The sequence below is a fragment of the Kitasatospora sp. NPDC004799 genome, assembly GCF_040609095.1.
Taxonomy (GTDB): Bacteria; Actinomycetota; Actinomycetes; order Streptomycetales; family Streptomycetaceae; genus Kitasatospora.
Window position 1 is genome coordinate 1 of record NZ_JBEXJK010000235.1, and the last position, 13,345, is coordinate 13,345.

At 73.9% G+C, this 13,345-nt stretch carries 10 protein-coding genes and 1 pseudogene; 4 read left to right on the top strand and 7 right to left on the bottom strand.

The features are described 5' to 3' along the window. Positions 1–422: 422 nt before the first annotated feature. The 3 genes from ABZW03_RS26005 to ABZW03_RS26015 form a co-directional block, all read right to left on the bottom strand. Positions 423–686: a GrpB family protein gene (locus ABZW03_RS26005; protein WP_355262927.1), complete on the bottom strand. Its 264-nt coding sequence runs from the start codon at positions 684–686 to the stop codon at positions 423–425. Between the two features lie 633 nt (positions 687–1,319). Continuing rightward, entirely contained in the window at positions 1,320–2,225 is a 906-nt protein-coding gene (locus ABZW03_RS26010; RefSeq protein WP_355262902.1) for a TIGR04222 domain-containing membrane protein, read from the bottom strand. Between the two features lie 367 nt (positions 2,226–2,592). Continuing rightward, positions 2,593–3,141 carry a hypothetical protein gene (locus ABZW03_RS26015; RefSeq protein WP_355262904.1) on the bottom strand — a complete coding sequence of 183 codons (549 nt, stop codon included), beginning with the start codon at positions 3,139–3,141 and terminating at the stop codon, positions 2,593–2,595. Positions 3,142–4,974: 1,833 nt separating this feature from the next. On the opposite strand from ABZW03_RS26015, the gene ABZW03_RS26020 reads away from it, so the two are divergent. Next, the gene (locus ABZW03_RS26020; protein WP_355262907.1) at positions 4,975–6,222 is read left to right on the top strand and encodes a hypothetical protein; all 1,248 of its coding nucleotides are present in this window, start codon (positions 4,975–4,977) and stop codon (positions 6,220–6,222) included. Positions 6,223–6,295: 73 nt separating this feature from the next. Here ABZW03_RS26020 and ABZW03_RS26025 read toward each other — a convergent pair whose 3' ends face one another. Continuing rightward, positions 6,296–6,916, bottom strand: a complete 621-nt coding sequence (locus ABZW03_RS26025) for a hypothetical protein (RefSeq protein WP_355262910.1) — start codon at positions 6,914–6,916, stop codon at positions 6,296–6,298. A 57-nt stretch (positions 6,917–6,973) separates the two neighbouring features. On the opposite strand from ABZW03_RS26025, the pseudogene ABZW03_RS26030 reads away from it, so the two are divergent. After that, positions 6,974–7,270: pseudogene (locus ABZW03_RS26030) on the top strand (MFS transporter); the annotation flags it as partial. Positions 7,271–7,295: 25 nt separating this feature from the next. Here ABZW03_RS26030 and ABZW03_RS26035 read toward each other — a convergent pair. From ABZW03_RS26035 to ABZW03_RS26045, 3 genes are all read right to left on the bottom strand, one after another. Then, complete coding sequence (locus tag ABZW03_RS26035; protein ID WP_355262912.1) at positions 7,296–8,495, bottom strand: cytochrome P450; 1,200 nt, start codon at positions 8,493–8,495, stop codon at positions 7,296–7,298. Positions 8,496–8,556: 61 nt separating this feature from the next. Beyond that, positions 8,557–9,540 (bottom strand): pentalenene synthase, encoded by a 984-nt coding sequence (locus ABZW03_RS26040; protein WP_355262915.1) that lies wholly within the window; start codon positions 9,538–9,540, stop codon positions 8,557–8,559. 142 nt (positions 9,541–9,682) lie between these two features. After that, entirely contained in the window at positions 9,683–11,056 is a 1,374-nt protein-coding gene (locus tag ABZW03_RS26045; protein ID WP_355262918.1) for a cytochrome P450, read from the bottom strand. 272 nt (positions 11,057–11,328) lie between these two features. On the opposite strand from ABZW03_RS26045, the gene ABZW03_RS26050 reads away from it, so the two are divergent. Then, the gene (locus ABZW03_RS26050; RefSeq protein WP_355262921.1) at positions 11,329–12,759 is read left to right on the top strand and encodes a pyridoxal-dependent decarboxylase; all 1,431 of its coding nucleotides are present in this window, start codon (positions 11,329–11,331) and stop codon (positions 12,757–12,759) included. Between the two features lie 155 nt (positions 12,760–12,914). Then, the gene (locus ABZW03_RS26055) at positions 12,915–13,343 is read left to right on the top strand and encodes a PPOX class F420-dependent oxidoreductase (protein WP_355262924.1); all 429 of its coding nucleotides are present in this window, start codon (positions 12,915–12,917) and stop codon (positions 13,341–13,343) included. Positions 13,344–13,345: the final 2 nt, after the last annotated feature.

A 13,345-nucleotide genomic window follows, 5' to 3' on the forward strand; every position in this document is an offset into this window, starting at 1 on the left:
CAGCTGGCCCCCCCCCCGCCCCCCGGCCGTCACCACCCCCCCGGGCCCTGACCCCCCACCCCACCCCCGCCGCCCGGCCCACCCCGCCGGGCGGCGCCGGCCTGCACGAAAAGTCGGCCCGGCCGACTTCTCGCGCACCCGGCGTTTGGTGCCTCGTTGTTAGGCTTGCCGACCACGGTGACCAGGACCCGGTCGGTGAAGACCAGTTCGTGGTCCAGTCCCGCGCCAGCCGCCCGCTTTCGCTCTCTGCCTCTGCGCTCGCGCAGTGCGGACTCGCACCGAGCCATCCACAGGTCGGCCAACTCCTCGATCAAACCGCCGAGATGCGCACGATCAAGACCGCAGAAGGCAGGTGGAGCAAGGCTGCTGCACGGGCTCGGTCATGCGTCACAGCCTCACCAACCCGTGCGGTCCGCCTCACGTCACGATGCGCCGGCGGCCCGAGCGGCGTAGGACTTCGCGACCAGCTCCTCCACCGCAGCGCTCTTCGCCGCCGAGTAGGCAGCCCTGCCCTCACTGTCGGCAGGGAACTGCTGCGCCAGCGCCACCTTCAAGGCGCTGTAGCGCTGGACTTCATCGGGGCGCTGACGCAAGTAGTCACGGAGTAGGAGGTGATCAAGGTGGGGCTTCGAGCCCGCGACCACGGCGTACAGATGATGACCGGGAACGGCGGGAGGGCCTGGAATGCCTCACCGAGAGGAACGGCGAAGTCGTGGACTTCCACCCTTACCTCGCCGCCAGGCTCATCACGCTCCGCATGCTCATCCGCCGCTCGACGAGCCGCTACCGCCGGGACGGCCGCCCCACGGCCCGACGTCTCAAGTGCTCCATGTGCCAGTCGGGTCTGAGCTGAACCTTTGTCCCGCCCGGGGTGGTTTACGTGGCTCGGCATGCTGCTGCTCGTGATCGCAGGGATCGCGGGCTGGATCGAGCGCGGCCGGATCCTCGCTGAGGACCGGGCCGAGAAGAAGCAGCGCCGCCGGATGGGCCCCTAGTCAGGAGCGGAACCCCGAACCGCTGGATATGGAGCAGACGTTGGTTCCACACGGGTCTCCGATCATGACGGGGATGTGCCAGGCCCCAGCCGACAGCGGTGCGGAGTTCCAGGGCCCTGAACTGGTCCCAGGCGGGGTCGAGCAGGCAGGACGGCAGCGCGGGCGCAGTCGGCCTTCGCTTGTGGCCCTTCCGCTGCCAGCCCGCACAACGACGAAGCGCCGGAACGTGCTTCGGCCCGTCCTGACGTCGAGCTGCCGGGCGATCACGTCCTCCGGCCCGAGCTTCCCGAGAACGCGGGCCGGGGGCTCGTACGCGCCCCCTGGTCAGGAGCCGCAGCTCGATCCACAGCTGGTCCCGCAGCCGATCGGGCCGTTGCCCCCGCAGCTCCGGCCGCTGTAGCTGCCCCCGCTGTGGGAGCGGCCGGCGGGTCTCTTGGCCCGGGCTCGGGCGCGGGCTCGGGAGGCTTCCAGGCAGATCCGCAGGTCGTGCTCGGCGGGCAGGGCCGACAGCCCGGCCAGGGCCACGGCCATCGGCGCGTGCTCGCGGCGGTCGACCGCGGGCCCGTGCTCGCGGCGGTCGGCCGACCGGGCTTCGGAGAGCACCCGGGAACCGAGCCCGGTGTGCCAGCTGAAGTCCCCGTACAGGTCCACCAGCGTGATGGCCAACCGGGCTACCGCGAACAGCGCGGGGAAGCCAAGCAGCGGGAGGAGCCAGTTCTCGTGCCGCACGAGTGCGTACACGAAGGCGGCCACGCCCACCGCGGCCACCGCGAAGGACACCACGGCCATCGATTCCTCGGCCAACGATGCCCGGTCGAGGAGCTTTCTGTCATGGAGCAGACCCGCCGCCACCAGTCGGCGACGCACGGCGTGCGGTGGCGCGTCGTCGTCCAGCCACGTGGTCAGCATCCGCAGGTCACCGGTGCGGGTGGGACCGAGACGGCCGACGGCCGCCGCCTCGAAGTAGTCCTCCGGGCCGGTCGAGGTCGTGGTCGCGGTGACGTCCCCCTGGCGGGAGACGACGATCCGGCCTGCGTCGTACATCTTCAGGAGCCTCAGCTCCACCAGGTGGCCCGCCAGGCAGGCTACTTCCTCCGGACTGGGGTCGAACTCCCGTCCTCTGGCGCGCCGTTCCGCTCGGTACAGCTTGCTCAGCCAAACACCGGCGTTCAGCCAGGTCGCGGCCACTGCCGCCGCTGTCCCCACCAGCAGGCCCGGTACCACCCACATGACGCCCCCTCCGAGTCACTCCAGTGTGGATACGTCCCGGGCCGCGCGGCAAGTGCGGCGACGAGGGCTTCGGCCAGGAGCGATACAAGGAGCGCAACACCGGTGAAGAGACCAGAGCACGATCACATACCGCAGAGTGGCGGCCACCGGATTCGACCAACTCGGCTACGCCTTCTTCGGCACGGTCACCGCAGCCGCCCTCGTCATCTGGCCGCGCACATGATCGACCGGACAGGTCCTCATGGTGGATGGCTGCAGGATGTCTTTGTTCCCACCCGGCCGAGCCCGCAGGGTGGCGCGGGCGTGCACAGGAAGTCGGCCTGGCCGACTTCCTGTGCGTATGCTTCGGCGATCAGTTGATGGGGAATCACCTGGCCGCAGACGTGTGGTTCAGAGCTCCTCGCGGTCGGTCCGGGCCCCCTGGTGTGCTGCGATCGCGCTGCTGGGCGCCGGACGTCGTCAGCCACTGGTCCACCACGTCGTCGACGTCGTCCAGGGCCGGATCGCGGATCCCGTTGGGCGCGTAGGCCGGTGACCGGTCGGCGCGCAGTGGCACATGCGCGCAGTACCAGGCCCGTTGGGCACCCGCTCGCTCCGCAGTCGTGCCCGTGCGGAGATAGCCGAGCAACGCGGTCATGACCCTGCGGCGCCCGAATGCGTAGACTGCCGGCTCGACGAACCAGCGGCAGAAGCTCGGGTCCGGATCGTAGACGGCAGCGGCCATCAGCGGATCGAAGAACTCCTCGGGCAGGCCGGCGCGTTCCAGCAGTGGCTTTCGTGCGGCGTGGGCCAGGTGCCGTGCCCGCCGGTCTTCGGGCACGTCGGCCGCAACCCCGAGGTCCAGCAGACGAGCCACCTCGGCCGCGCAGGCAAGGAATGAACGTGTTGATGCCTCGTGGCGGTCACCTTCGGTCATGGCAGGATTCTCGACTACCGGCCTCACCGGGCGTGGCCGTCATGGGTGAGACGGTCTTGATGCGGCTGGTGTGATCACGGCGTCCGAGCCGCCGCCGTACGGCCGGGCCGGCTGTGGAGCCTGTGGCTGGAAGATCGCGTCCTGCGGGCATGCACAGGAAGTCGACCCGGCCGACTTCTCGTGCGCGTGGCGAGACCGGGGGGCAGGGCGAACCGGTGTTCCGCTCGATCCCCGTGGCCCCGCATGCTTCGGTCGGCGTCGGATGCGCTTCTTCGCCGGGCGTGAGGTGAGGGTGGTGCGGTGAGGCGATCGCGCCGGGTGGATCTGTCGTGCGCTGTTGGGTGCTGCTGGGACTCCGTCGGAGCACCTTCCCGGGCGAGGACGGTTTGTGCACGCTTGTTCCGTGACCGCATCCCTGACTGGACGTCAGAGGTGTCGGGCTTCCTGCCGCGGGACCGACGCGGCCTCACCGAGGGAGAGCAGCTCATGCGTTCACCGTCCGCGGCCTTCGTCGTCCTCGCCACCATGGCGGCCACCGTCGTCGCGCCCGCTTCCGCCGGAGCGGTGGCTCGCCAGGAACCGCACAGGGTCCGCCAAGCCGTCCACGGCCAGATGGCGTACACCGGCAACGCTAACTTCACGGTTCCGGACGGGGTGACGTCGGTGACCGTGTACCTCTGGGGCCACGGCGGGCCCGGCGCGGCCGGGAGCGGTGGTGGAGGCGGGGCCGGCGGCGGGGGCGGCGGCGGGTCGAACCTGGGCATCCCCGACACCCTGGGTGGTGGCGGCGGTGGCGGAGGCGCCGGCGGCAGCGGTGGCGGGGGCGGTGGCGGCGGTCAGGGCGGCGGCTACGTCGCGTGCACCCTGCCCGTCGCCCCCGCCGACGTCCTGGAGGTCCGGTTCTACGGGTACCCGAGTACGTCGGCTCCGGGGAGCGGTGGGTCCGGCGGGGCGGGCGGCAGTGGCGGAATCGTGTCCGCCGACGGACGCTCGGGCGGTACCGGCGGTACCGGAACCTCCGCTACCTACGGGCCGCTGGGCAGTGGATCCGTCACCGTCGACAACACGCGGGACTACGAGGGCGCGGGGGCACACGGCGGCGGTGGCGAAGGCACCCGAGCGGGTGCGGGCGCCGGTGGCGGCCCCGGTAGGGGCGGGGACGGTGGCGGGATCGGCGGGCTCACCTCCCCCGGTGGGGCGGGCGGCTCGCCGAGTGGGCCATCCACCGGAGGCGGGGAAGGGGCCGGCAGCGGGTACGCGGGCTACTGCGAAGGAACCGACGAGACGGTGGTGTTCGGGGGAGCCGCCTCCCCGGGCCAGGGAGGCAGCCCCGGCGGCGCCGGTGTCACCGGCGGCGAGGGCAGGCGCGGCGCTGTCGCCGGCCCGGGCGAGGCCGGTGGCCGAGGCGGCGCAGGTGGTGCGGGAGGTGCCGGAGGTGCCGCGCCCGTCGGCGCGTTGACCCCGCCCGCCGGGACCGGCGTCGGCGGACGAGGCGGTGACGGGGGCAACGGAGGCAACGGCGGTGACGGCGGCAACGGGGCCGGCAGCATCGGCGGCGGCTCCGACGGCTCCCGCGGCGCCGCCGGTTCCCCCGGGGCGTCCGGCAACCCGGGAGGGCCGGGCTACGCGCTGATCACCTGGTGACAGTCGGCCGAAAAGTCCAGCCGGGGACGGAGGGGTGTCACAGGTGCACCCCATCCGTCGCCGAGATCGTCGCGGCAGCAGCCGGTGCGGCTGGTGCCTCACCACGTCGAGCCGGGCCTGCGAGCCGCGGCCGACCACCCCTGAATCCAACCTCAAGGAATCCGAATCCCCCAAGGAAGGCGAAGCACCATGCGTGGGAAAGAACGTCAGCAGGCGGAGACGGCCACGACCGGATCGCCGCTTCGCCGGAGGCGGCACCTGATCGGCACCGCGAGCGTGCTGGCCCTGGGCTGGAGCACGCTGTGCGGCCCCCTGGCGGTCGCGGCGGCGCCGCCCGCACCGGCGGGTGATGCCGCCCCGTCCGTGCCGGCGACCCGGTCGAGCGGCTTCGCGCTGTTCACGGACCCGGGGGACCAGCTCTTCACCGTCCCGACCGGCGTCACGAGGCTCACCATCTCGGTGTGGGGCCCCGGCGGCCCCGGCGGTGGCGGGGGCGGGGGCGGTGGCGGTGCCGGCGGTGGTGGCGGCGAGGCCGTCAGCGGCGGCGACACGGGCGGGGCCGGCGGTGGTGGCGGCGGGGCCGGTGGGGGCGGTGGTGGCGGTCAGGGCGGCCAGGCCGGCTCCTTCGTCACCTGCACCGTGGACGTCAGGTCCCCTCTCGGCAACATCGAGCTTCTGGACGTCACCGTCGGCCGGGCACAGCCGGCGACCACCGGCGGGGCGGGCGGCGCGGCCGGTGCGGGCGGTGTCGGGAACAACAGCAACGGCGGGAACGGCTACGACGCCGCGAGCGGCCAGCAGAACCTCGCCGTCCCCTTCCGCAACAGCGGCAGCACCAGCAACGTCCTGGCCCTGGGCACGGGCGCGCTCCTGGACGTGAACGCGCCCGCCGGCGGCGGCGGGCACTCCGGCTCGTACGGCGACGGCGGCAGTGGCGGCGACGGCGCGGGCGGCTTCGGCGAGTACATCGGTGACGGCGGCCCCGGCGGCAGCCGCGGACGCGGAGGCACCGGGGCGCCGGCCGCTCCCAGCAGCGAGAACCAGCCCGGCTGCCTCACCCTGTTCGGCGGGGATTCGCAGGTCGTCTACGGGATGGCCGGCGGCGACGGCACGGACGGAACCTCCGGCGGGAGGGGCGAGGACGGAGACGCCGCCCGCTCCGGCTACCCCGGTCAGAACGGCGGCAACGGCGGCTCGCCCGGCCAGGGCGGACTGCCCGGTGAGGGCGGGGTGGGCACCACCTTCGGCAGCTACACGTTCGGCGCCGGCGGCCGGGGCGGCGGCGGCGACTTCGGCGGCCGAGGTGGCGACGGCGGCCAGGGTGGCACGCCCCGCATCAACGGCGGGGCCCCCGGGAACGGCAGCAGCGGCTTCGACGGCAAGAAGGGTGACGACGGGTCCGCCGGCGGGAACGGGGCCGTCCTCATCCAGTGGTGACCGGCCCAGCCCCCGGCGAGGGGCAGCCGAAGGCGCTCACGCCCCTCCAGCTGCCCACTGCCAGGAACGGCTCTCAGGCCTCGTCCAGCGTCTCCACCAGCGCCGCCAGGAACTCCTTCGGCCGCTCCAACTGCACGCTGTGCCCCGCCCCTTCGACCACCACCTCGCGCACCCGCCCGCCGGCCGCGGCGTAGCGGTCCAGGACGGCGCGGGTCTGGGCCACCATCGGCTGGGCCGGGCAGGTGTCCGCGCCGGGCCAGCCCGGGACGGCGCCGATGGCGCCCAGGTGGGCCAGGTCGAAGAGCGAGGTGTCGGAGACGATCACGTCGGCCGAGCCGCGGATCCACAGGATCGGCGGCTTCGGCTCGACCAGCTCCAGGTCGTCGATCCGGAAGTGGGTCGGCGCCATCGAGTTGAGCACCCCGCGCTCGCCGGGCCCGAAGCCGGGCCAGGCCTCGCTGGTGCGGCTGTCGCCCGGGTAGTGGTCGTCCCCGGTCCGGGTGGTCAGCATCGCGGCCACGTAGCGGTCCGGCTCCGCCAGCGGCTCGCTGACGTAGGCGGAGTCCAGCACCGAGCGCGGCGCGAACGGGGACTCGGCTCCCGCGTCGCCCTCGCTCAGCAGCCGGACGAACTCGGGGGCCGCGCCGCCGGCGCCCGAGCCCGCGCCGTCGGGCGAGTTGAGCCGCCCGTCCACCCCGTGGGTGCCGCCGAAGCCGTACGGGGAGACCGGGTTGACCAGGGTGAGCTGATCGCCGCCGCCCTCGCCGCCCTGGTCGGCCTGAGCGCGGGCGTCTTCGGCAGCCTGGACAGCACCCTGATCCAGACCTCCGCCGACCCCGCCTACCTGGGCCGGGTCACCTCGGTGATGATGCTCACCATGATCGGCCTCGCCCCGCTCAGCTACCCGCTGGTCGGCGCCGCCATCGGCGCCTGGGGCACCGCCCCGGTCTTCGTCGGCTGCGGCGCCCTCTCCTGCCTCGGCGCCGCCCTCGCCCTGGCCTCCCCCGCCGTCCGCCGCGCCGAACTCCCGCGCGCCGCCGCCCGCTGAGCCGTCCCCTGCGGCCCAGGGCCGGTCACCAGGTGACCGGGAGCTCTTCGACGCCGTAGACCGTCGAGCCCTCGCGGAAGCGCAGCTCGGCGTCGGGGACGGCGAGCCGCAGGGCGGGGAAGCGCCGCAGCAGGGCCGGCAGGGCGATCTTCAGCTCCAGCCGGGCCAGTTGCTGCCCGAGGCACTGGTGGGCGCCGAAGCCGAAGGACAGCTGGGCGACCGGCCGGCGGTGCAGGTCGAGCTCGTCCGGCCGCTCGGGGACGAGGCCCGGGTCGCGGTTCGCGGTCAGCGGGGAGAGCAGGACGTGCTCGCCCTCGGCGATCCGGTGGCCGTTGATCTCGACCTCGGCCACGGCCGTGCGCAACAGCGGTGCGGGGATGGCGAGATGGCGCAGCAGTTCCTCCACCGCCGTACCGGTGAGCTCCGGGTCGTCGCGCAGGGCGGCCAGCTGCTCCGGGTGGCGGAGCAGGGCCAGGACGCTCAGCGCGAGCTGGGTCGCGGTGGTCTCGTGGCCGCCGACCAACAGGGTGGTGCCGAAGCCGACGATCTCCTCGTCGGTGAGCTCCGCGCCGTGCTCGCGCACCACCGCGCCCAGCACGCCGTCCCCGGGGGTGGCCCGGTTGCGGGCGACGATGTCCGCCATGGCCGCGTTCAACTCCTCTGAAGCGGCGACGAGTTGCCCGGCATCGGCGGTCCCGTCCATGATCACCTGGGAGCAGCGCTGGAACATCGCCCTGGTCCCGTACGGGACGTCGAGCAGTTCGCAGATCGCCAGCGACGGGATCGGCAGGGCGAACGCCTCGACCAGGTCGACGACCGGCCCCCGCTCCGCCATGGCGTCGAGGTGCTCGGCGACGATCGTCTCGATCGCGGGCCGCAGCCGCTCGACCTGACGGACGGTGAAGCTGCCGGTGAGCATCCGGCGCAGGCGGGCGTGCTCCGGGCCGCTGTAGGCGGGCAGGAAACCCGGGTGGTTGAACAGGGTGCGCGGCAGCGACGGGTCGATGCCGTTGCCCGTCACCAGGCGCTCCTCCGCGAAGGCGGCCCGGACGTCGGCGTACCGGGTGAGCACGACGGCCTCGATCGCGCCGCGCACCGGGTGGGTGACGCGCAGCCGCGGCAGGCCCTCCTCCTCGCGCATCCGGCGGAGGTCCGGCGAGGGGTCGAACGGGCAGGTGCGGTCCCGTTCGGAGGCGACGAAGGACGCCGGGCGGTGTTCGGGCATGGTGCGGGCTCTCCTCAGCTGGGTCGGGCCGGTTACGCGGGCGTACCGGGGGATCGGTGGCCTACCCGCGGTACCGGGTGGAGGCGTGGTGCCAGTCGTGGGCGCCGCGGACGGTGGTCTGCAGCGCCTCCGTGCAGTAGCGCCGCAGCAGGTCGCACTCGGCCGGGGCGAGCCGGCCCGTCGCCGCGGTGCCGAGCAGGGCCCGCTGAGCGCCGGTGAACAGCTCCAGGGCCTCGCCGCGGCGGCGCACCGCCCGCTCGACGGCTTCCGCCCGGGAGAGCCCGTGCTCCCGTTCCAGGCAGAGCACCAGGTTGTTCCGCTCCCCCAGGGCCTCGTCCTTCTCCAGGGAGACGAGGTCGTTGTCGCAGATGACGAAGGTCTTCGCCATCTCGCGCATGACCGACAGGTGCGGCAGCGCGTACAGGTGGTCCGGCAGGACGCACGAGGACAGCCGCTCGGCCAGGTCGACGACCGGGGCCACCCCGATGGTGTGCCGCCGGACCCGCAGGTAGGTGCTCAGCGGCATCGGCGTGCCGGACTGCCGGCTGCGCGCCTCGTGGACGTGGTGGTCCAGGTAGGAGGACCAGTGGGCGGCCGACCGCTGGATCCAGTCCGCGGGCATGCCGTGGCAGCTGCGCCGCCGCATGTCAGCGAAGGCGGCGGCCAGCGGCAGCGGGGACGCCTCGCCGGTGACGCCCTCCTTGACGAGTCCGACGAGGTGGCGGACCCGCTCGGGCTCCCGGCCCCACCGTTCGTCGAGCGCGTCGTCGAACAGGAAGTACCAGCTCTGCTGGTCGACGCCGAGGTCCAGCTCGCTGCCGGTCGCGTTCGGGTAGAACATGGCCGCGATCAGCGGGAACTGGCCCTTGAGGTGGTGCGCCCGCTCCGCTTCCGTGGCCAGGAAGCCGAAGGATTCGGGCCAGGCCAGGTGGCGGTCCTGGGCGGCGCGGAAGTCCGGGCTGATCCGGCGCGGGAAGGGGAGCTCGTCGAGGTCCGGGGCCGGGGCCTCCTGCGCCGGGGCCAGTGGCTCTGCCGTCGATGTCATGGTGGGGCGCACCTCCGGGGACGGGGCGGACGGGGACGGGGAGGGGGAGGGGGAGGGGGAGGGGGACGGTGCGGACGGGAACGGTGCGGACGGGGAGGTTCAGGCGGGGAGGTTCAGGCGGGGAGGGTTCAGGCCGCCGGGTTCAGGCCGCCGGCCAGGGCGAGACGCGCATGGGCAGCGCGTTGGGCCGGATCAGCGCGTGGACCACCGGCCGGACCCGGTGCCCGGCGACCGGCCGCGGCCGCCACCGGGAGACGATCGAGCGCAGCACGACCAGCATCTCGGTCATCGCGAAGTGGTCCCCGATGCACTTCCGGTTGCCCAGGGCGAACGGCACGTAGGAGCCCGGCGGCAGGTCCTTCTCCGGGCGGTCGAGCCACCGGTCGGGATCGAACCGCAGCGGGTCCGGGTAGTACGCCGGGTCCCGGTGCATCGTCAGGGCGCTGTAGATCAGCTCGGCCCCCCGCGGCAGGTCGACCCCGCGGACCCGCACCGGTTCCAGGGCGCGCCGCATCAGCAGCCAGCTGGGCTGGTGCAGCCGGAGCACCTCCCGCAGGAACCGCTCGGTGAACGGGAGCGTCGCCGCGCCGGGCAGGGCGCCGACGGGCAGCGCGTCGCACTCGGCCTTGATCCGCGCGGTGAGCTCCGGGCGCCGGCCGAGCTCGTGGAGCGCCCAGGCGAGGGTGGTGGACGTGGTCTCGGCGCCGGCCATGAGCAGGGACAGCAGCTCGTCGCGGGCCTCCAGGTCGGTCATCCCCCGCGGGTTGCCCGGGGTGGGGGCGAACATGATCGACAGCAGGTCGCCGCCGCCGGGGCCGTCCTGCCCGCCCTCGTTCTCCCGCGCCGCCTGCCGGGCCTGCCGGACGGCGCTGTCGGCGAGTTCGCGCAGCGCCGCGGCCGCGGCCAGGTACCTGCGGTGCCCCAGCGCGGGTGAGGACGCGATCGGCGCGGGCAGTACGGTGCCGACGAAGACCCCGCGCATCACCGTGGTCAGGTGCTCGGCGACGCGTTCCCCCAGCGCGGCGACGGCCGCGGCGCCGTCCGGGCGTTCGGTGCCGAACAGGGTCGCCACCAGCATGACCGTCGTCATCCGGCGCAGCACCAGGTCCATGGCGATCACCTCGTCCGGGCGCCAGGCCGACACCTGCTCCTCGGCGAGGTCGGTCATCGTGCCGACGCACGCGGCGATCCGGTCCCGGTGGAAGGCCGGTTGGAGCGCGCGCCGCTGGCGGAGGTGGAAATCCCGCTCGGAGGTGATGATGCCGTTCCCGATGAACGGCCGCGCGATGTCGAACAGCAGCCCTTTGCCGAACTTCCTGCTCTGCGTCAGGAGTACCTCGTGAACGGACTCCGGCGAGTTCAGCACGAACACCGGCCGATTGCCGAGGAGTATCCGGACGATCTCGCCCTGCGCCCGGATCGACTGCAGGAACTCCACCCGTTGGACGGCCAGCTGCGGCAGGTGGCCGAGCAGCGGAATGCGGCCCGCCGCCACGGGAGCGGTGGTGGAACGCACGGCCCTGCACCTCCCTGAGGTTCCGGATGGAAAATCCGTCCGACAATGGAACATCCACTCGTTCGCGGTGCACGGTGATCATCGTCCGGCGCCTCCGGAGCGGTCAAGGGAGCGGCTGAAAACGCACCGCCGGGGTGGTTTTGAGCCGGACCGCGTGAATTCCCCCACCGCGCGGCGCGTTTCAGGCCACCCGTCCCGGATTGGACCGGGACACCGGCGACCCCGGCGGTTAGCCTCGGGCCGACCGCACAGTCGATCAACGGAGAAGCGTCATGCACCCCCAACTCGCGGCCGATCTCGCCCGGTTGCCCGAACTGCTGGAGGAGACCCGGCAGCGGGCGGTCGCCTTCCTGGCGGGCCTCGACGAGCGGCCGGTGGTCCCGCGGGCCGCCACCGAACGAGCCGCCGAACGAGCCGGCGGCGCACCGGCCGGACCGTCCGCCGGCCCGCCGCTCGCCGAGGAGGGTGGCGGGATACCGGCCGCCCTGGCGGAGTTCGCCGAGCGCTGGGAGCCCCGGCTGTCGGCGAGCGCCGGCCCGCGCTACTTCGGGTTCGTCACCGGCGGGGCGACCCCGGCGGCGCTCGCGGGCGACTGGCTGACCTCGATCGCGGACCAGAACTCCAACTCCTCGCTGGACCCGGCCGGTCAGCAGCTGGAGCGGGAGACGGTCGGCTGGCTGCGCGAGCTGTTCGGGCTCTCGGCGGCGCACCGCGGCACCTTCGTGAGCGGCGCGACGATGTCCAACACGGTGGGGCTGGCGATCGCCCGCGAGTGGCTGGGCGAGCGGCTCGGCGTGGACGTCGCCGAGGACGGGGCCGGCGCACTGGGGAAGGTCCAGGTGCTGTCGGGCAGTGCGCACTCCAGCGTCGCCAAGGCGCTGTCGGTCCTGGGCCTGGGCCGTACGGCGCTGCGGCCGGTGCCCGTCCTGCCGGGCCGGGAGGCGGTGGACGTGGCCGCGCTGGAGCGGGCGCTGGCCGAGGCGGACGGGCCGTGCGTGGTGGTGGCCAATGCCGGGACGGTCAACACCGTCGACTTCGACGACCTGCGCGCGATCGCCGCGCTGCGCGAGCGGTACGGGTTCTGGCTGCACGTGGACGCCGCGTTCGGCGCCTTCGCCGCGCTGTCCCCGGAGCACGAGCACCTGGTGGCGGGCCTGGACCTCGCCGACTCGGTCTGCGTCGACCTGCACAAGTGGCTCAACGTGCCGTACGACAGCGCCGTGCAGTTCACCCGCCGGCCGGACCTCCAGGCCCGGGTCTTCCAGAACGCCGCCGCCTACCTCGGCCCGCTGAGCGACGACCCCGACCTCGTCCACCTCACGCCGGAGAACTCCCACCGGCTGCGCGCCCTCGCCGCCTGGTTCACCCTGCGGGCGTACGGCCGCGCCGGGCACCGGGAGATCGTGGAGCGCTGCGTGGCCGGGGCCCGGGCGCTCGGCGAGCAGGTGGCCCGGATCGACGGCCTGGAACTGCTCGCGCCGGTGCGGCTGAACGTGGTCTGCTTCTCGCTGACGGCGGACCCGACCCCGGAGCGGCTGGCCGCGCTCGCCGCCGACCTGGCCGACGAGGCCTTCCTCACCCCCACCCGCTACGCGGGACGGCCCGCCCTGCGCGCCGCGTTCAGCAACTGGCGCACCACCGAGGCGGACGTCCGCCGCACGGCGCGGGCGCTGGCCCAGGCCGTGCGGAAACTGACGGCCTGACACGGCGCGGTCCCCGGGCCAGGGGGATCAGCTCCGCTGGTGGTCCCCCGTCCCGCCAACGGGGCCGTTGCCCCCGGTCGCCCGGGTCGGCCTGCGGCCCCGACACGCGTGGCGGGCCTTGCCCTCGCACCCGGGCGCGGGCCGAGAATGCTCCCATGACCACCACCCCGTTCGACCCGTACGCGCTGCTCGCGCAGAGCCGCCTCGGCGTCCTCGCCACCATCAAGGCGGACGGCCGCCCGCAGCTCTCCCCCGTCCTGCCGTTCTACGACCGGGCGGCGAACGCCATCCTGATCTCCACCCGGGACGGGCTGGCCAAGACCGCCAACCTGCGCCGGGATCCGCGCGCCAGCCTGGAGGTGACCGGGCCGGACGGCCGCTCCTGGGCCACCGCCGAGGGCGTGGCCATCCTGACCGGGCCGGGCACCGACCCCGACGGGCCGGAGGTGGAGGCCCTGGTGGACTACTACCGCCGCGCCGCCGGCGAGCACCCGGACTGGGCGGAGTACCGCAAGGCGATGGTCTCCGACCGCCGGGTGCTGCTCACCATCCCGGTCGACCACGTGTACGGCACCCACATCTGACC

What these genes read in the sequence shown, in the direction of transcription:
- ABZW03_RS26055 (WP_355262924.1), top strand. Translation starts at nt 12,915, where the DNA reads ATGACCACCACCCCGTTCGACCCGTACGCGCTGCTCGCGCAGAGCCGC.
- ABZW03_RS26020 (WP_355262907.1), top strand. Translation starts at nt 4,975, where the DNA reads ATGCGTGGGAAAGAACGTCAGCAGGCGGAGACGGCCACGACCGGATCG.
- ABZW03_RS26040 (WP_355262915.1), bottom strand. Translation starts at nt 9,540, where the DNA reads ATGACATCGACGGCAGAGCCACTGGCCCCGGCGCAGGAGGCCCCGGCC.
- ABZW03_RS26015 (WP_355262904.1), bottom strand. Translation starts at nt 3,141, where the DNA reads ATGACCGAAGGTGACCGCCACGAGGCATCAACACGTTCATTCCTTGCC.
- ABZW03_RS26050 (WP_355262921.1), top strand. Translation starts at nt 11,329, where the DNA reads ATGCACCCCCAACTCGCGGCCGATCTCGCCCGGTTGCCCGAACTGCTG.
- ABZW03_RS26010 (WP_355262902.1), bottom strand. Translation starts at nt 2,225, where the DNA reads ATGTGGGTGGTACCGGGCCTGCTGGTGGGGACAGCGGCGGCAGTGGCC.
- ABZW03_RS26035 (WP_355262912.1), bottom strand. Translation starts at nt 8,495, where the DNA reads ATGCCCGAACACCGCCCGGCGTCCTTCGTCGCCTCCGAACGGGACCGC.